Origin of the sequence: Roseateles saccharophilus, assembly GCF_004342485.1 — a bacterium.
GTDB lineage: Bacteria > Pseudomonadota > Gammaproteobacteria > Burkholderiales > Burkholderiaceae_C > Pelomonas > Pelomonas saccharophila.
In genome coordinates this window covers 63,894-81,714 of sequence record NZ_SMBU01000017.1, presented here as the reverse complement: position 1 = coordinate 81,714, position 17,821 = coordinate 63,894, and the positions used below count along the sequence as shown (strand labels likewise).

General features: G+C 70.1%; 17 protein-coding genes. 13 read left to right on the top strand and 4 right to left on the bottom strand.

The features are described 5' to 3' along the window. Positions 1–98 precede the first annotated feature (98 nt). On the bottom strand, positions 99–1,148 hold the full coding sequence (locus EV671_RS15115; protein WP_132573155.1) for a LacI family DNA-binding transcriptional regulator: 1,050 nt from the start codon (positions 1,146–1,148) through the stop codon (positions 99–101). A gap of 137 nt (positions 1,149–1,285) precedes the next feature. Here EV671_RS15115 and EV671_RS15110 point away from each other — a divergent pair, with 137 nt between their 5' ends. From EV671_RS15110 to EV671_RS15085, 6 genes are all read left to right on the top strand, one after another. Next, positions 1,286–2,554 carry an ABC transporter substrate-binding protein gene (locus tag EV671_RS15110; protein WP_132573153.1) on the top strand — a complete coding sequence of 423 codons (1,269 nt, stop codon included), beginning with the start codon at positions 1,286–1,288 and terminating at the stop codon, positions 2,552–2,554. Positions 2,555–3,248: 694 nt separating this feature from the next. Further along, positions 3,249–4,139 (top strand): carbohydrate ABC transporter permease, encoded by an 891-nt coding sequence (locus EV671_RS15105; RefSeq protein ID WP_243655745.1) that lies wholly within the window; start codon positions 3,249–3,251, stop codon positions 4,137–4,139. Further along, the gene (locus tag EV671_RS15100) at positions 4,136–4,954 is read left to right on the top strand and encodes a carbohydrate ABC transporter permease (protein ID WP_132573149.1); all 819 of its coding nucleotides are present in this window, start codon (positions 4,136–4,138) and stop codon (positions 4,952–4,954) included. Before EV671_RS15105 ends, EV671_RS15100 begins: the two co-directional genes overlap by 4 nt. A 2-nt stretch (positions 4,955–4,956) precedes the next feature. Further along, entirely contained in the window at positions 4,957–6,294 is a 1,338-nt protein-coding gene (locus EV671_RS15095) for a GH1 family beta-glucosidase (protein WP_132573147.1), read from the top strand. A 34-nt stretch (positions 6,295–6,328) separates the two neighbouring features. Further along, positions 6,329–7,246 carry a glycoside hydrolase family 16 protein gene (locus tag EV671_RS15090; RefSeq protein ID WP_132573145.1) on the top strand — a complete coding sequence of 306 codons (918 nt, stop codon included), beginning with the start codon at positions 6,329–6,331 and terminating at the stop codon, positions 7,244–7,246. A 120-nt stretch (positions 7,247–7,366) separates the two neighbouring features. Next, complete coding sequence (locus EV671_RS15085; RefSeq protein WP_132573143.1) at positions 7,367–7,591, top strand: hypothetical protein; 225 nt, start codon at positions 7,367–7,369, stop codon at positions 7,589–7,591. Between the two features lie 55 nt (positions 7,592–7,646). Here the strand turns inward: EV671_RS15085 and EV671_RS15080 are convergent, their stop codons facing one another. Then, on the bottom strand, positions 7,647–8,708 hold the full coding sequence (locus EV671_RS15080) for an ABC transporter ATP-binding protein (RefSeq protein ID WP_243655744.1): 1,062 nt from the start codon (positions 8,706–8,708) through the stop codon (positions 7,647–7,649). Positions 8,709–8,809: 101 nt separating this feature from the next. Here EV671_RS15080 and EV671_RS15075 point away from each other — a divergent pair, with 101 nt between their 5' ends. Next, positions 8,810–9,469: a response regulator transcription factor gene (locus EV671_RS15075; RefSeq protein WP_132573139.1), complete on the top strand. Its 660-nt coding sequence runs from the start codon at positions 8,810–8,812 to the stop codon at positions 9,467–9,469. Beyond that, a complete protein-coding gene (locus EV671_RS15070) occupies positions 9,466–10,860 on the top strand; it encodes a sensor histidine kinase (protein ID WP_132573137.1) in 1,395 nt (464 codons plus the stop codon). Before EV671_RS15075 ends, EV671_RS15070 begins: the two co-directional genes overlap by 4 nt. On the opposite strand, the gene pdxR is transcribed toward EV671_RS15070, so the two are convergent. Then, the gene (gene pdxR, locus EV671_RS15065; protein WP_132573135.1) at positions 10,857–12,287 is read right to left on the bottom strand and encodes a MocR-like pyridoxine biosynthesis transcription factor PdxR; all 1,431 of its coding nucleotides are present in this window, start codon (positions 12,285–12,287) and stop codon (positions 10,857–10,859) included. The two genes, EV671_RS15070 and pdxR, sit on opposite strands and share 4 nt — an antisense overlap. Before the next feature lie 93 nt (positions 12,288–12,380). On the opposite strand from pdxR, the gene EV671_RS15060 reads away from it, so the two are divergent. The 5 genes from EV671_RS15060 (at position 12,381) to EV671_RS15040 (ending at position 17,547) form a co-directional block, all read left to right on the top strand. Beyond that, positions 12,381–12,830, top strand: a complete 450-nt coding sequence (locus tag EV671_RS15060; protein ID WP_132573133.1) for a carboxymuconolactone decarboxylase family protein — start codon at positions 12,381–12,383, stop codon at positions 12,828–12,830. A gap of 236 nt (positions 12,831–13,066) precedes the next feature. Further along, complete coding sequence (locus EV671_RS15055) at positions 13,067–13,837, top strand: hypothetical protein (protein ID WP_132573131.1); 771 nt, start codon at positions 13,067–13,069, stop codon at positions 13,835–13,837. A 155-nt stretch (positions 13,838–13,992) separates the two neighbouring features. Further along, positions 13,993–15,996 (top strand): molybdopterin-containing oxidoreductase family protein, encoded by a 2,004-nt coding sequence (locus EV671_RS15050; RefSeq protein ID WP_132573129.1) that lies wholly within the window; start codon positions 13,993–13,995, stop codon positions 15,994–15,996. Then, on the top strand, positions 15,993–17,048 hold the full coding sequence (locus EV671_RS15045; protein WP_243655743.1) for an aminopeptidase: 1,056 nt from the start codon (positions 15,993–15,995) through the stop codon (positions 17,046–17,048). Before EV671_RS15050 ends, EV671_RS15045 begins: the two co-directional genes overlap by 4 nt. Continuing rightward, the gene (locus EV671_RS15040) at positions 17,014–17,547 is read left to right on the top strand and encodes a GNAT family N-acetyltransferase (RefSeq protein ID WP_207911172.1); all 534 of its coding nucleotides are present in this window, start codon (positions 17,014–17,016) and stop codon (positions 17,545–17,547) included. Before EV671_RS15045 ends, EV671_RS15040 begins: the two co-directional genes overlap by 35 nt. A 13-nt stretch (positions 17,548–17,560) precedes the next feature. On the opposite strand, the gene EV671_RS15035 is transcribed toward EV671_RS15040, so the two are convergent. Continuing rightward, complete coding sequence (locus EV671_RS15035) at positions 17,561–17,797, bottom strand: hypothetical protein (RefSeq protein WP_132573125.1); 237 nt, start codon at positions 17,795–17,797, stop codon at positions 17,561–17,563. Between the last annotated feature and the right edge of the window lie 24 nt (positions 17,798–17,821).

The window sequence follows — 17,821 nt, the reverse complement described above, 5'->3', positions numbered from 1 at the left end:
TCAAATCATCCGGCCCGGCTTCGTGATCGGCCACATGGTTTTCCCGGGCCGCGCAACAGTGGGTGGGCGGCCGGACCTCCGGCCGGGCTCGCCGGGGTTCAGCGCTGCATGCGCCGCGTGCTCTCGCGTACCACCAGCTCGGGCGGTGGCAGCTCCACGTGCGGCTTGCCGCCGCCGAGCAGGGCCAGCATGGCGGTGGCGGCCTCGGCGCCGATCTCGTAGACCGACTGGCGCACGGTGGTCAGCGGCGGCATCGCGTAGCGCGCCATGATGAGGTCGTCGAAGCCCACCAGCGACACGTCGTCGGGCACGCGCAGGTTGCGCCGGTGCAGGCCCAGGCAGGCGCCGATGGCCATCTGGTCGTTGGAGGCGAACAGCGCCGTGAAATGGGTGTCGCGCTCCAGCAGGCGGCTGACGGCCAGCATGCCGCCGGCCTCGGTGTAGTCGCTCTGCACGACGAGGCTGGGGTCGGCGGCGATGCCGGCCGCGGCCAGCGCATCGAGATAGCCGTTCTGGCGCTCGACGGCGTCGTCGTGCAGCAGGTCGCCGGCGATGAAGGCGATGCGGCGGTGGCCCTGATCGATGAGGTGCTGGGTGGCGGCGCGGGCGCCGGCGCGGTTGTCGAAGCTGAAGCTGTAGAGCTGCGGGCCGCTCAGCTGGCGGCCGACGACGACCATGGGCAGGCTGTCGGCGACCCGGCTCAGCTCGGCGTCGGAGAGCCGGCCGGCCAGCACGATGACGCCGTCCACGCGCCGCGACAGCAGGGTCTCGATGGCCTTGCGCTCGTCGTCCTCATGCCAGTTGCCGGACACGAACAGCGGCACATAGCCGGCGCGTTCGAGCTCGCGCTCGATGCCGAGCAGGGCCTCGCCGTAGAAGGGGCTGGAGATGATCTGCGTGACGACGCCGATGGATAGCGTGCGCCCGCCGGCCAGGCCGCGCGCCACCGGGTTGGGCCGGAAGCCCAGCTCGCGGATGGCGGCCTGCACCGCGTCCTTCTTCGCCTGGCTGACGGCGGCGGTGCCGTTCAGGATGCGCGACACCGTGCTCGGCGACACGCCGGCCAGCTCCGCCACCTGTTCCAGCGTGACGACGCCGTCGGGGCGCGTTGAAGGCGCTTTCTTCGCAGGAGGCAGCTTGTCGTTCATGGGCGGGGCAGGCAGTGCCACGAGTGTAGGCGCGGGTCATGCCGCCGCCGCCCGGCCCCGGTCTGGTGCGTCCTAGGGTTTGTGCGGCTGGGGACGGTGGTCGCAGTGACTCACAATTATGAAAGCGCTTTCAAGCCATGCAAGACATTCCCGCCATCACCCGCCGCCATCTGCTTGCCGCTGCCGCCTGCGGTGCGGCCGGCCTGGGCCGGGCCGCCGAGCGGCCGCCTCTGACGGTGGCCGCCTTCCCGCTGGTCGACGTCATCGTCAAGGACGTGCTCAAGGGCTGGAGCCAGAGCCACCCCGAGGTCGATGCCGAGGTCATCAGCCGCCAGTACGACGACCATCACACGGCGATGACGACAGCGCTATCCACGTCCGGCCACCTGCCCGACGTCATCGCGCTGGAAGCCAGCTATCTCGGCCGCTTCTCGCTGGGCGCCGGCCTGGAGGACCTGTCCGCGCCGGCCTTCGGTGCGGAGCGCTTCAGGGAGCGCTTCGTGCCCTTCGCCTTCGAGACCGCACGCAATCGCGAGGGCCATGTCGTTGCGATGCCGACCGACATCGGCCCCGGCTCGCTGTTCTACCGCGTCGACCTGCTGGCCCGCGCCGGTCTGAAGGAAGAAGATCTGACCCGCTCCTGGGAGGCCTATGTCGAGGCCGGCACCGAGCTGAGGGCCAGAACGGGCGCCTACCTGATCGGCGACGTGCGCCTGCTGAAAGACATCGTCGTGCGCGCCGGCACGCCGCCGGGCGAGGGCCAGTTCTTCGATGCCCAGGGCCGGGCGCAAATCACCTCGCCGCGCTTCGTGCGTGCCTTCGAGCTGGCGCGCAAGGTGAGGCTGCAGGGGCTGGACGCGCGCGTCGAGGTCTGGTTCAACGACTGGGCCGAGATGCTCAAGCGCGGGCGCCTGGCCACCGAGATTTCGGGTGCCTGGATGGCCGGCCAGATGGCCAACTGGGTGGCGCCCGGCACCGCTGGCAAATGGCGCGTGGCCCAGTTGCCCGAGGGCGCCTACTGCTCCTATGGCGGCACCTACTACGCGATCCCGCGCCGCTCCGCGCCGGAGCGCAAGCAGCTGGCCTGGCAGCTGATCCAGGAATTGACGCTGGACCGCCAGCACCAGCTCGACGCCTTCAAGTCGCAGGACGCCTTCCCGGCCCTGCTCGCCGCTCAGCAAGGCCCCTTCTTCGACCAGCCCCTGCCCTTCCTCGGCGGCCAGAAGGCCCGCCAGCTGTGGCGCGAGGCGGCGCAGCGCATCCCCGTCGTGCGGATGCACAGGCAGCACAAGTTCGCCGACGAGGTCGTCAACGCCGAGCTCGACAACGTGCTCGAGTACGGCAAGCCGATTGCACAGGCGCTGGAAGACGCGCAGGCGTTGTTGGTGCATCGGGCGAATCGGTGATGGTGGGCTGGTCGAAATTTGTGTTGTTGGCAGGGAGCGGTGATAGCTTGCTTTTGCCATCGACCTTGGCGCTCGGTGCATCGTGCCGGGAGTTCGCCCCGGCGGGCGACCTACCTTTTGAGCGACCAGAAAGTAGGCAAAAAGTCGCCCCTGTTCCGTCGGCCCTCTTCGAGGGGTGCCCTGCGATGCTCGAACGGCGAGGCCCGCGCAAAACTCGCTTCGCTACGCTGCGCTCAGACAGTTGCGCGGAGTCAGTTGTCGAAGTGCGCTGCGCGCACGCCTCGCCGTTCTGCGCTTCTCGGCTCCTCCAAAGGGGACCGTGGGAACAGCCAATAGCCAAACCCGAAAGCCGTTCGCCGCGAGGTATTCGTCTTCCCCCCTCTGAGACCGCCGAGCAGCGCAAGGACTTGAGGGCGCGAGCGAAGCTCGCATCAAGAACTGACTTCGCGCGGCTGTTTGAGCGCAGCGTAGCGAAGCGAGTTCCGCGCGAGTCCTCAAGGCCTGAGCAGCGCAGGGCAGCCCGCTGCGAAGCTAAGGGCCGGGCGGTTCGGGGGCGCTTTGGCTTCGCCGCTCTTCGAGAACTTTGCCTACTTTCTTGTGCGCACAAGAAAGTGAGTCGCCCGCCGGGGCCAACTCCCGGCATGGGCCTCGCCGCTACGACACCGCAACGCCAAGCGGCACCATCCCAATGACGATGCGCATCCCCACCGCCTGGGCGCCCTACCTGCTGGTCAGCCCCTTCCTGATCCTGTTCGCCGTCTTCGGCCTGTTCCCGCTGCTGTTCTCGGCCTGGCTGGCCTTCCAGTCCTGGGAGCCGACGAGCGGCATCGAGGCCATGAAATTCGTCGGCCTGGACAACTTTGTCTTCGCGCTGACCGACGGCTGGTTCTGGAAGGCGCTGCGCAACACGCTGTGGCTGGCCGTGGGCTCGGGCCTGCCCCAGCACCTCGTCGCGCTGCCGCTGGCCGTGTTCCTGCACCAGGCCTTCGGGCGCTGGCGCGGCCTGTTCTCCGGCGCCTACTTCCTACCCTACATCACGTCCACGGTCGCCATCGCGATGCTGTTCGGATCGCTGTTCTCGACCGACTACGGCCTCGTCAACCAGGCCCTGCATGCCGTCTTCGGCACCGAGAACATCAACTGGATGCGCTCGCCCCAGGCCATCAAGCCGGCCGTGGCCATCATCGTGTTCTGGCGCTACGTGGGCTTCAACCTGGTGCTCTACCTGGCCGCGCTGCAGACTCTTCCCGAGGATCTCTACCAGGCCGCCCGGCTCGACGGCGCCGGCCCCTGGCAGCAGTTCCTGCGCATCACGCTGCCCGGCATCAAGCCCATGATCCTGTTCGGCGTGACGCTGTCCATCATCGGCGGCCTGCAGCTGTTCGAGGAGCCCTTCATCCTGACCAACGGCAAGGGCGGCGCCGACCAGGCCGCGATGACCGTGGCCATGTATCTCTACCGGCTGGCCTTCGACTTCAGCGACTTCGGCGGCGCGAGCGCCCTGGCCTGGATCATGTTCGGCCTCATCGCGGCGCTGACCTGGCTGACGAACAAGGCCTTCGCGGATCGGCAGGTGCAGGCATGAAGCACACGCCGAAATTCCTCGCCTACGCCATCGTCGGCATCGGCGCGCTGCTCATGCTCGCGCCCTTCTACTTCATGTTCGTGTTCGCGACCCAGTCGCGCACCGACATCTTCAACGTGCCGCCGCCGCTGTGGTTCAACGGCGAGCTGCTGGCCAACGTCAAGCTGCTCACCACGCGGCTGCCGTTCTGGAGGAACGTCGGCTGGAGCCTCTACGTCGGCCTGATGTCCACGGCGCTGACGCTGTTGTTCTGCTCCATGGCCGGCTATGCCTTCGCGATGCTGGAGTTCCGCTTCAAGAAGGCGCTGTTCGCTCTCGTCATGGGCACGCTGATGGTGCCGTCCTTCATGAACATGATCCCGAGCTTCATGGTCATGGACGCGCTCGGCTGGATCGACACCCACCGCGCGCTCTACCTGCCGGGGGCGGCAAGCGCCTTCGGCATCTTCCTGATGCGCCAGTTCGCGGCCAGCACCGTGCCCAGGGAGCTGCTCAGCGCCGCGCGCATCGACGGCGCCAGCGAGCTCGGCATCTACTGGCGCATCGCGCTGCCGCTGATGAAGCCGGCGCTCGGCACGCTCGGGCTGATCACCTTCATCAGCTCATGGAACAACTTCATGAACCCGCTGATCGTGCTGCGCAGCGCCGACAACTACACGCTGCCGCTCGCGCTGCGCAGCCTGTTCAGCACCACCAGCACCGAATGGGGCGCGCTGATGGCCGGCTCGGCCATCGCCACGCTGCCACTGCTCGTCCTCTTCGTCATCTCGTCGCGCCAACTGATCGCGGGTCTCACGGCCGGCGCCGTCAAGTAACCATGCCCCAACGCCCATTGCACCACCAGTTTCCGTCCGACTTCGTCTGGGGCGTGGCCACCAGCAGCTTCCAGATCGAAGGCGCCGCGCACGAGGGCGGCAAGGGCGAATCCATCTGGGACCGCTTTTGCCGGCAGCCCGGCGCCATCGCCGACGCCAGCAACGGCGACATCGCCTGCGACCATTTCCACCGCCTGGAGAGCGACCTCGACCTGATCGCGTCGCTGGGCGTCAACTGCTACCGCTTCTCCATCTCGTGGCCGCGCGTGCAGGCGCTCGGCCATGGCGAGTTCAACCCCGGGGGCCTGGACTTCTACGAGCGCCTGGTGGACGGCCTTAAGGCGCGTGGCATCCGCGCCTTCGCGACGCTCAACCACTGGGATCTGCCCCAGGGCCTGCAGGAGCGCGGCGGCTGGAACGACCGCGACACCGTGCACCGCTTCGTCGACTACGCCCGCCATGTGCAAGCCCGCCTGGGCGACCGGCTCGATGGCATCACGACGCACAACGAGCCCTGGGTCGTCGCCGTGCTCGGCCACGAGCAGGGCAGCTTCGCGCCCGGCATCAGGAGCCGCAGGACCGCCGCCCAGGTCTGCCACCACCTGCTGCTCAGCCACGGCCTGGCGCTGCAGGCGCTGCGGGCCGACGGCGCGAAGGCCCGGCTCGGCATCGTGCTCAACCTGTCGTCCTGCGTGCCCGCCACGGCCATGCCCGAGGACATCGCCGCCGCGGCCATGGCCGATGCGCGCGGCCGCCGCTGGTATGCCGACCCGCTGTTCAAGGGCCGCTACCCCGGCGAGGTGCTGGCCGAACTCGGCGGCGACGCGCCCGCCGTGCAGCCCGGCGACATGGCCGCGATCGCCCAGCCCATGGACTACCTCGGCGTGAACTACTACACCCGCACCGTCGTGTCGGCCGGCGGAGAGGCGTGGGGCGCCAGGGAGCGCGGCCTGCCCGTCACCGACATGGACTGGGAGGTCTACGCCCCCGGCCTGACCGACCTGCTCGTGCTGCTGCACCGCGACTACCCCGGCCTGCCGCCCGTCTACGTGACCGAGAACGGCGGCGCCTTCAAGGACGCCACGCTGGCCCGCGGCCGCGTGCAAGACGACGACCGCATCGCCTATCTGCGCGAGCACATCGCCGCCGTCGCCGCTGCGATGCGCCAGGGCGTGCCTATGGCCGGCTACATGGTCTGGAGCCTGATGGACAACTTCGAATGGGCCAGCGGCTATCTGAAGCGCTTCGGCATCGTGCATGTCGACTATGCAACCCAGAAGCGCACGCCCAAGGCCAGCGCCGAGTGGTACCGCGACTTCCTCACCGCCTGGCGAGGCTGAGCCTCACCAACTGAACAACACCGGAGACAAGCGCATGAACGCCATCAACCGCCCGCCCAGCCCCTGGCGCGGCCTGCTGCCCGCCTTCGCCGCCGTGCTGACCGCCTGCGGTGGCGGAGGCGGCTCGGCCGCCGCCGCACCGGCACCCGCGCCCACGCCGGCGCCCGCTCCTGCGCCCACGCCGGCGCCGTCCAACAGCTGGACCCTGGTCTGGAGCGACGAGTTCAACGACGCGGCCGGCACCGTGCCCAACCCCGCCAACTGGAACTACGACCTCGGCAACGCCGAGGCCAGCGGCTGGGGCAACCACGAGCTGGAGTACTACACGGCCAATGCGCGCAATGTGCAGACGGACGGCAACGGCCATCTCGTCATCAGCGCCGAGAAGGCCACCAACCCCGGCCCCTGCTGGAACGGCGCTCCCTGCGGCTACACCTCGGCGCGCATCCACAGCAACGGCAAGGTCGGCTTCACCTACGGCAAGCTCGAGGCGCGCATGAAGCTGCCCGCCGGCGCGGGCATCTGGCCGGCCTTCTGGGCCCTGGGCACTGACCTCGCCACGGCCGGCTGGCCGGGCTCCGGCGAGCTCGACGTGATGGAGTACGTCGGCAAGACGCCCAACACCGTCTACGGCACGGCCCACGGCCCCGGCTACTCGGGCGCCGCGGGCCTCAGCAAGCCCTACGACCTCGGCGGCCCGGTGGCGGCCGACTTCCACACCTACACGCTGATCAAGCGCCCCAACGAGATCATCTGGCAGGTCGACGGCGTCGAATACCACCGCATCACGCCCAGCTCGCTGCCGGCCGGCGGCACCTGGGTGTTCGAGAAGCCCTTCTTCATCGTCCTCAACCTCGCCATCGGCGGCGACTGGCCGGGCTCGCCCGATGCCAGCACGGTGTTCCCGGCGCAGATGCAGGTGGACTGGGTCAGGGTCTACAAAGAAAACTGAGGCCGCTGCAGCGATCGCCCGGCCGCGCGGAAATGCGCGGTGATCCGCCCGCACATCGGGGGGCTGCCTCCCGCCCCGCGGCGATATCACTGCGCTACGGATTCGCGCATCGGAGCCATCATGGCCGACATATCGACAACGGGGCATGGCACGGGCTTCCTGCTCTGCTTTTCGCCCATCAGGGGTGACCCGCCCCTCGAGTTCCCTTGCGACTCGCAAGGGCATGTGGACCTGGACGCCCTGAACGACCACGACCGGACCGAATACCTCGCGGCCCGCGCGCTGATCGGTCACAGCTTTCTGTGCCCTCTGGTCAGCGCCGGGATGTTGATCGCCACCAGATAAGTTCGCCGGCCTGGGCGCTGCTCGGCGTCGACCGCCAGGAGAATCAGCGTTCGGCTCAAGCCTCGATGCGCTCGCCATCGGCATCGAACCACAGCGCCTTCGCCGCATCGAAGCCGAAGGCCACCCTGGCGCCGTCTTCCACCGCGGGCTGGCCCGGCAGCACGGCCGACACCGTCGTGCCCGCGCTGCTCATCCACACCACATGCTGGTTGCCCAGCGGTTCGACGAGCTGGATCTCGGCGGCGAAGGGCTGGCCGGCGCCAAGCCGCAGGTTCTCGGGCCGCACGGCCAGCGTCAGCGCCTCGCCCTGCGGGCGCGAGGCCAGCGCGGTAGGCAGGGGCAGGGTCAGGGCCGGCGACACGAACAGGCCGCCTTCGCCCACCCGGCCCTCGATGCGGTTGATGGCCGGCGAGCCGACGAAGCCGGCCACGCGCAGGTTCTTCGGCTTTTCGTAGACCTCGGCCGGCGTGCCGATCTGCTGGATGACGCCCTGGTGCATGACGACGATGCGCGTGGCCAGCGTCATCGCCTCGACCTGGTCGTGGGTCACGTAGATCATCGTGTTGCCCAGGCGGCCGTGCAGGGTCTTGAGCTCGCGGCGCAGGTCGGTGCGCAGCTTGGCGTCGAGGTTGGACAGGGGCTCGTCCAGCAACAGCACCTTGGCCTCACGCACGACGGCGCGGCCGATGGCGACGCGCTGGCGCTGGCCGCCGGAGAGCTGGCCGGGCCGGCGATCCAGCAAGGGCCCGAGCTGCAGCATCTCCGCCGCGGCGGCCACGCGCTTCTCCAGTTCGGCCTTGGGCATCCTGGCCATCTTCAGCGGGAAGGCGAGGTTCTCCTTCACCGTCATCGTCGGGTAGAGGGCATAGCTCTGGAACACCATGCCCACGCCGCGCTGGCTGGGCTCGGCATGGGTGGCGTCACGCTCGCCGATATGGATGCTGCCGCCGCTGACCGGGTTGAGCCCGGCGATGGTGTGCAGCAGCGTGGACTTGCCGCAGCCCGAGGGACCGAGCAGCACGAGGAACTCGCCGCCGTGCACGTCGAGATCAAGGCCCTTGATGACCTCGTGGTTGCCGAAGCGGATGCTGAGGTCCTGGATGTGAACGCGGGTCAAGATGTCTCCTCGGCCTGGGCCTGTTTCCGACATCATTACGGAATATTAATAAACTTAATATCGTATTAACCATGAGGGCGGGCGCCGCTAAAGTCGTGCCGATGAACCTGCTGCTCGCCGAAGACGACACCCTGCTGGCCGACGCGCTGCAGCAGCAACTGGCGAACGCCTCGTTCAAGGTCGAGTGGGCCGAGAACGGCGCGGTGGCCGAGTACCTGCTGCGCAAGCAGGATTTCGACGTCGCCGTGCTGGACCTGGGCCTGCCGATGGTGGACGGCCTGACCGTGCTCAGGCGCGTGCGCGAGGCCGGCCGCACGCTGCCCATCCTCGTGCTGACCGCGCTGGACGCGCTGGAGCATCGCGTGGCGGGCCTGCAGGCGGGCGCGGACGACTACCTGACCAAGCCCTTCGACTTCCCCGAGCTGGAGGCCCGCCTGCATGCGCTGCTGCGGCGCAGCCGGCCCGCCGGCGCGGCCGTGCAGCTGCGCGGCCTGAGCCTGGACCGCGCGGCCCACCGCGCCAGCGTCGCCGGCCAGCCGCTGGAGCTGAGCCCGCGCGAGTGGACGCTGCTGGACCTGCTGCTGACCGAGCGCGACCGCGTCGTCAGCAAGGCGCAGATCGTCGAGGCCTGGGGGGCCGACGAGGGCGGCTCCATCGAGGTCTACATCCATCGCCTGCGCAAGAAGCTCGAAGGCTCGGGCCTGGCCGTGCGCACCGTGCGCGGCCTGGGCTATCTGCTCGAAGCCACGGCCTCGCCGTGAACGGCCGCTCCCTGCACCGTCAACTGCTGCTGTGGCTGCTGGCGCCGCAGCTGGTGCTGTGGCTGGTGGCGGCCTTCGGCGCCTACCGGCTGGCGAGCCGGCATGCCGACGAACTGGTCGATGCCAGCCTGCTGCAGTCGGCCCGCGCGCTGGCGCGGCAGATCAAGCCCACGGCCAGCGGCCTGTTCGTGGACCTGCCGAGCTCGGCCCAGGACATCCTCAGCGTCGATCCCGCCGACCCCGACGAGCGCGTGCTCTACCTCGTCAGCACGCCGCCCGGCGCGCTGCTGCTGGGCGACGCCCGCCTGCCGCCGCCGCCCGGCCGGCCGCTTCTGAACGAGCCGGTGTACTTCGACGCGACGCTGAAGAACGAGCGCCTGCGCCTCGTATCGCTGGACCTGCACCTGGGTGCGGCCGGCGCGGCGGACTCGACGCTGCGCGTGCAGGTGGCACGCTCCAGCGCGCCGCGCGAGCTGCTGGCGCGGCGCATGCTGCTGGACACGGCGCTGCCGCTGTCGCTGCTGATCGCGCTGATGAGCATGGGCGTCTGGGCCGGCATCCGCCGCGGCCTGCAGCCACTGGCCGAATTGCAGCGGCAGATGCAGGGCCGGCGTGCCGATGCGCTGGACCCGGTGCAGCTGCGGGCCGCGCCGCCCGAGGTGGGCGCGCTGGCCGGCGCCGTCAATGAATTGCTGGGCCAGGTGCAGCACAGCCTGGCCACGCAGCGCCGCTTCATCAGCGACGCGGCCCATCAGCTGCGCACGCCGCTGGCCGGGCTGAAGAGTCAGAGCGAACTGGCGCTGGCCGCCGTGGACGCGACGGCCGACCCCGCGCTGCGCCAGCGCCTGGAGCGCGTGCACGAGAGCGCCGTGCGCGGCGCGCGCCTGGTATCGCAGCTGCTGGTGCTCGCGCGTACCGAGCCCGAGGCGGTGGCGGCCCAGGGCTGGGCCGCGGTGGACTGCGCCCGCCTGGTGCAGGAAGTTGCCTCGGAATGGGTGCCGCGCGCGCTGGCCGCCGGCTGCGACCTGGGCGTGGAGATCGCGCCCGGGGCCCTGGGCATGCAGGGCGTCCAGCTGCTGCTGCGCGAGGCCCTGACCAACCTCGTGGACAACGCCGTGCGCTACGCCGGCAGCGGTGCGACCATCACCGTGAAGCTCAGGCGGGCGGGCGACGACGTGTGGATCGACGTCGAGGACAACGGCCCGGGCCTCGTGCCCGAGTTGCGCGAGCGCGCCTTCGAGCGCTTCGTGCGCGGCGCGCCCAACGGCGAGGGTTGTGGCCTGGGCCTGGCCATCGTGCGCGAGATCGCCGAGCGCCATGGCGGCAGCGCCGAGCTGCTGCCGGCCGCGCCGCACGGCTGCATCGCGCGGCTGACGCTGCCGCTGGCTTAGGCAGCAGTGCCCAGCAGCCCGGCCACGCGGCCCAGGGCCGTGTCGATGTCGTCTGCGGCCACGCGGCCGAAGCCCATCAGCAGGCCATCGGGGCCGGCGCCGAAGCGCTGCAGCGGGTAGAGCCCCACGTCCGCGCGCCGCGCCAGTGCGGCGAGTCGGGTCGCGTCGATGTGCAGGCCGGGCTTGAACAGCGCCGTCTGGTGAAAACCGGCCTCCGCGCGCAGCAGCGTCAGCCATGGCGCCAGCAAAGTGTCGAAGCCCACCATCAGCCGCTCGCGCCGCCGCCCGTACTCGGCCACGCAGCGGCGCAGGTGCCTGCGGTAGCCGCCCTCGGCCATGAAGCGCGCCAGCGCGTTCTGCAGCAGGCTGGGGCCGTGCACGTCGGCCAGATGCTTGGCGTGCAGCAGCGCCTCGCGCAGCGCGGGTGGCGCGATGACATAGCCCAGGCGCAGGGACGGTGCCAGCGTCTTGGAGAAGCTGCCGACAAAGGCGACGCGGCCCTCGGCGTCCAGCCCCTGCAGGCTGTCGCGCGGCCGGCCCTCGAAGCGGAACTCGCTGTCGTAATCGTCCTCGATGACGACAGCGCCGCTGCGCGAGGCCCAGGCCAGCAGCCCATGTCGCCGCGCCGCGCTCATCGCGACGCCGAGCGGGAACTGGTGGGCCGGCGTCGTGTAGACGAGGCGGGCTTCGGCCGGCAGCGCATCGGTGACGAGGCCCTCGCCGTCCACCGGCACGGGGGCCGTGCGAGCACCCTGGGCCTGCAGCATCGCGAGCAGCGGCGGGTAGCCGGGCGACTCCAGCGCCGCCACGTCGCCCGGGCCGACGAGTACGCGCACCAGCAGGTCGAAGGCCTGCTGCGCACCCTGGGTGACGATGACGTCCGCCGCCGAGCAGCGCACGCCGCGGGCGAAGGCCACATGCTCGGCGATGGCCTCGCGCAGCGCCGGCAGGCCGGCGGGCGGCGCATGCGCGCTGCCCTGGCCGAGCTGGCGCTGGGCAGCGTTCAGGTGGCGCCGCCAGTCTGCGTGCGGGAACAGCGCCGGCTCGGGTGAGCCGCCGACGAAGTCGTAGCGCGCCAGCGGGCTGTCGGCCACGCGCAGCAGCGGCAGGGGCAGGGCCCCGAAGGCGGCGATGCGCTCGGCGCTGGCCAGGCGCGCCGGTGTGGCGGGCGGGGCCTCGGCCAGCGCCGGCAGCGCGCGCACGAAGCTGCCGCGGCCGCGGCGCGCCTCGATGAGCTGCTCCAGCGCCAGGCGCTCGTAGGCTTGGGCGATGGTCTGGCGCGCCAGGCCGAGCTGCCCGGCCAGCAGCCGCGACGGCGGCAGCTGGGCACCGGCGGCGAGGCGCCCGCTGCGGATCAGGCTGCGCAGCTGGCGCAGCAACTGCTCGCCGATGGGCTGGCCGGGGTCGATGACGATGTGCAGATCCATGCCTGGCCTAAAGGAATTGCTCGGAATTGGACTGCTCCCGGCAGCGGCCTCAGCCCACCATTCGCGCATCCCAAAAACGCCGCGGAGCATCGCATGAACATCCCTCGCATCGACTACTACACCGCCTCTCCCGCCGCCGTGAAGGCCATGCTCGCCATGTCCGCCAGCGCCAGCAGCCTGGGTCTGGAGCACAGCCTGCTGGAGCTGGTCAAGATGCGCGCCTCGCAGATCAACGGCTGCGCCTTCTGCCTGGACATGCACGGCCGCGACGCGCGCCGCACCGGCGAGAGCGAGCAGCGCCTCTACGTGCTGCCGGCCTGGCGCGAGACCGAGCTGTTCAGCCGCCGCGAGCAGGCCGCGCTGGCCTGGACGGAGGCGCTGACCCTCGTCACCGAAGGCCATGCGCCGGATGCCGTCTACGATTTCGCCCGCAGCGAGTTCAGCGACGCCGAGCTGGTGAACCTGACGCTGGCCATCACCACCATCAACGCCTGGAACCGCTTCGCCATCGGCTTCCGCAAGCCGCTGCCGGCAGCGCAATGAGTCGTGTCGAGCCGCGTTCGAAAGGAAAGCAAGCGCCTTGAGACCGCTCATCGAGCCAAGGCCGCGCCCGTCGGTGCGCAGAGGGCAGATGCCACCGCCCCGACCCTGCGGCCACGGCACTCGAAATAAACCCACCCTCGATTCACGGGAGGGCCGTGTTCGTCGGCCTAGAAATGCGCTTGACGCCACTGCGGCATCGTGACATTTTGAGCAGATATGTAACAGGAGGGCCTGTCATGAGGCGGACGTTCTGGGCGGCTGCGGCCGCAATCGGGTTCGGCATGACGATGGGGCCGGTCGCGTCTGCGAACGTCGTCCTCACCTATGCCTTCATCGGCAAGGGCGACTACTCGGTCGATGGTGGTTTCATCATCACGCACAACGTGGCGTTCTTCGGCGACGTGACGCTGAACATCGACCCGAGTCACCAGCCCGCCCCGACCGGCACATACGCCCTGGCGATGACGAACTGGGACATGCCCACGTTCAATATCCATGTCGGTGTGCCCGGTGGTGCCTCGACGCTGCTGCCGGCCGCCCGGCACCTGACTGGCGAGACCGAGTTCGACAACGAGACCGTTGTCGAAGACAACTATCTCGGCAGCACGACGGACCGGGCATTCACGCGATTCCATTCGGAGGCGAGGACGTCCAGGCCTGAAGGCGTATACGACCAGGTCTCGAGCGCCACCTTCGACCGTTACACCACCCAGCCCTGGCTGGGCGGGTTCGGCTTTCAGGATGCGCTGGGTCTGGCACCCGGCGGGTCCAACCACATCCTGTTCCAGGACACGACGGTCTACCCGTATTCGATCAGCTGTCCGACCTGCACGCCGTGGAGGGAGACGGGAACATTCGGCGACATCACGCTGAGCAGCCTCACGCTGCAGGCTCCGGCGGCCGGTCCGACCCTCCCCGAGCCCGGTTCGATGGCGCTCGTCGCCGCCGCCCTTGCGGGGCTGGGCGCGGGCAAGCGCTTCAGTGGTCGGGCGCGGACAGACAGTTGAGCGGAGCCCTGGGCGACGCCTCCATCCCTGCGGCTCCTCGGAAGAAGCGCTGGCGCAAGCCATTCCACGCCGGGTGGGCTTCCCGGGCCGCGGCTGAGCCGGGCGACGCGTCTTGAGACAATTGCCGGGTTGTCCCAGCTCCGCGATTGACTGACATGACCACCCGCACCGTCTTCGGCGCCTGCCCCCACGACTGCCCCGACACCTGTGCGCTGCAGGTCACCGTCGAGAACGAGCGCGTCATCAAGGTGCAGGGCCGCGCCGAGCATCCCAACACCCATGGCGCGCTGTGCACCAAGGTCTCGCGCTACCCCGAGCGCACCTATCACGCCGAGCGCCTGCTGCACCCGCTCAAGCGCGTCAGCAGCAAGACCGAGGCGCCGCGCTTCGTGCAGGTCACCTGGGCCGAGGCGCTGGCCGACATCGCCGCGCGGCTGAAGGCCATCGCCGCCCGCGACCCGCAGGCCATCCAGCCCTACAGCTATGCCGGCACCATGGGCCTGGTCCAGGGCGAGGCCATGGCCGGGCGGCTGTGGAACGCGCTGGGCGCCGCGCGCCTGGACCGCACCATCTGCGCCTCCGCCGGCGGCGCCGGCCTGGCCGCCACCTATGGCCACAAGCTGGGCATGCACACACGCCACTTCGCAGGCGCCAAGCTCATCATCATCTGGGGCAGCAACAGCATCACGTCCAACCTGCACTTCTGGACCTATGCCAACCAGGCCAGGCGCGACGGCGCCAAGCTGATCTGCATCGACCCGCGCAGGACCGAGACGGCCGACAAATGCCATCAGCACATCGCGCTGCTGCCTGGCACCGACGGCGCGCTGGCCCTGGGCCTGATGCACGAGCTGATCCGCAACGACTGGCTGGACCACGACTACATCGAGAGGCATGTGGACGGCTGGCCCGAGCTGCGCGAGAAGGCCCTGGCCTGGCCGCCGGAGCGCGTGGCCGCGACCTGCGGCATCAGCGCCGACGAGGTGCGCGGCCTGGCGCGCGACTACGCCACCACGACGCCCGCCGCCATCCGCATGAACTACGGCCTGCAGCGCGTGCGCGGCGGCGGCAATGCGGTGCGCCTGATCGCGCTGTTGCCCTGCCTGACCGGCGCCTGGCGCCATGAGAGCGGCGGCGCGCTGCTGTCGGCCTCGGGCTGGAATGCGCCGTTCAAGAGCGCCAACCTGGAGCGGCCCGACCTGCTGGCCGGCCGCCAGCCGCGCATGGTCAACATGAGCACCATCGGCGACGCGCTGCTGCAGGCGCAGCCGCCCATCGAGGCCCTCGTCGTCTACAACAGCAATCCCGTCGCGGTGGCGCCCGAGTCGCCCAAGGTCGTGAAGGGCTTCCAGCGCGAGGACCTGTTCACCGTCGTTCTCGAGCATTTCATGACCGACACGGCCGACCTGGCCGACTATGTGCTGCCGGCCACCACCCAGCTCGAGCACCTGGACGTGCACACCAGCTACGGCCACACCGATGTGCTGATGAATCAGCCGGCTGTTCAGCCGCTGGGCGAGGCCAAGAGCAATACGCAGATCTTTCGCGAGCTGGCCGCGGCCCTGGGCCTGACCGACCCCTGCTTCAGCGAGACCGACGAGCAGTTGGCCGCCCAGGCCTTCACGTCGGACATCGACATGGCACTGCTGCGCGAGCAGGGCTGGCAGCCCCTGCCCATCCCCGAGGCGCCGTTTGCCAACGGGGGTTTTCGCACGCCCAACGGCCGCGCCCAGGCCGCCGGCGCCGACTTCGTGCCCAACTACGAGAGCGCCGCCAGCGCGCCCGAACTGGCCGCGCGCTACCCGCTGGCGATGATCTCGCCGCCGGCGCGCAACTTCCTGAACAGCAGCTTCGTCAACGTGAAGAGCCTGCGCGACATCGAGGGCGAGCCCATCATCGAGATGCATGCCGACGACGCCGCATCGCGGCAGCTGGCCGACGGCACGCTGGTGGCCGCCTTCAACGACCGCGGCCGCTACGTGGCCAGGCTCAAGGTCAGCAAGCGGGCGCGGCCCGGCGTCGTCAACGGCCTGGGTGTGTGGTGGCGCAAGCTGGGCGTCGAGGGCAGCAATGTCAACGAGGTCACCCACCAGCGCCTGACCGACATGGGCAATGCGCCGACCTTCTACGACTGCCTGGTGCAGGTCGAGGCGGCTTGACGCGGCGCCTGCTGCTCGCGGCGCTGGCGCTGTGCCTGTGTGGCTGCAGCGCCGTCAGCCACTGGGGCCAGGCCGCTGCCGGCCATCTGGCCATCATGCGCGCGGCCCGGCCTGTGGACGACTGGCTGGCCGACCCGGCCACGCCGCCCGAGCTTGCCGAGCGCCTGCGCCTCGCGCAGCAGATGCGCGACTTCGCCAGCGCCCGCCTGGCCCTGCCCGACAACAACAGCTACCGCCGCTACGCCGACCTGCACCGCCCGGCCGTGGTCTGGAACGTCGTCGCCGCGCCCGAGTTCGGGTTCGAACTGAAGATCTGGTGCTATCCCATCATGGGCTGCGCCGGCTACCAGGGCTGGTTCGACCGCGACGCGGCCCAGGCGCATGCGGATGCGCTGCAGGCCGAAGGCTGGGAGGTGCAGGTGCAGGCCATCCCCGCCTATTCCAGCCTGGGCTGGAGCCGCTGGCTGGGCGGCGACCCGCTGCTGAACACCTTCATCCGCGACCCCGAGGGCGAGCTGGCGGCCATGCTCTTCCACGAGCTGGCCCACCAGCGCGTCTACGCGGCCGACGACACCGGCTTCAATGAGGCCTATGCCAGCGCCGTCGAGCTGCTGGGCGCGCGCGAATGGCTGGCGGCCAAGCCCGAGGCCCTCGCGACCTTCGAGGCGGGACGCGCGCGGCGCGAGCGCTTCCTCGCGCTGGCCCGGCAGGGCCGCGAGCGCCTGGCCGCCGTCTACGCCGGCCCGCCCGCGCAGCGCGCCGCGGCCAAGGCCGTCGTGATGGCCGAGTTGCGCGCCCGCGTGCACGGCGAGGCGCCCGGCTACGAGACCTGGTTCCAGCGCGCCAACAACGCCAGCTTCGCCATCCTGTCGGCCTACGACGAACTCGTGCCGGCCTTCCTGCGCCTGTTCGAGCGCGAGGGGCGCGACTGGCCGCGCTTCCACGCCGCCGTCGAGCGGCTCAAGCCTTTGGAGGCCGCCGAGCGCCGCGCTACATTGCGGCGCTTGGGAGGTCCTGATGAGCTTGATCCTGCGCCGCGCCCGGCCGGCTGACGCCGCCGCCCTGGCGGAACAACTGGCCGAACCCGACATCTTTCCGGGCCTGCTGCAAGTGCCCCATGCCCATGTGGAGCTGTGGCAGCAGCGCCTGAGCACGCCGCCCGTGGCCGGCTCGCCCGACCTGCTGCTCGTGGCCGAGCGCGACGGCAAGGTCATCGGCAGCGCCGGCCTGCACCCGGTCGGCGCCCAGCTGCGCCGCCGCCACGTGATGGCGCTGGGCATCTCGGTGTCGGCCGCGTCGCAGGGGCAGGGCGTGGGCAATGCACTGATGGCGGCGCTGCTCGACTACGCCGACAACTGGGCGCAGGTGCTGCGCATCGAGCTGACGGTCTACCACGACAACCAGCGCGCCATCCGCCTCTACGAGCGCCACGGCTTTGCGCCCGAGGGCCGCATGCGCGCCTATGCGCTGCGCAATGGCGTCTACGAGGATGTGCTGGCGATGGCGAGGCTGCATCCGAGGCAGCCGATGGTGCGCGATACCGCCGATTGACCGTAAGGTCTTGTCAGGGCTTCTCGGCCGGAAATACCGGAGCCCTTGGCTTCGCGGCCTGTTCACTCACGCGTCGCAGCATCTGGCGGTCAAGGCCGTCCCAGTGCAGCGAGCGGGATTGCCGATCCGCTTTTGCGGCACCGGCGTTGGTGTTGACCTGACGTGTCGGCGAGCCATCGGCTGAGGCGCTTGCCGAAGCCAGCAAGAGCAAGGCGGTGATCAACAGTGAGTTCGGCTTCTTCAACGGCATGATTCGCCCTCCTGGGCCCGGCAA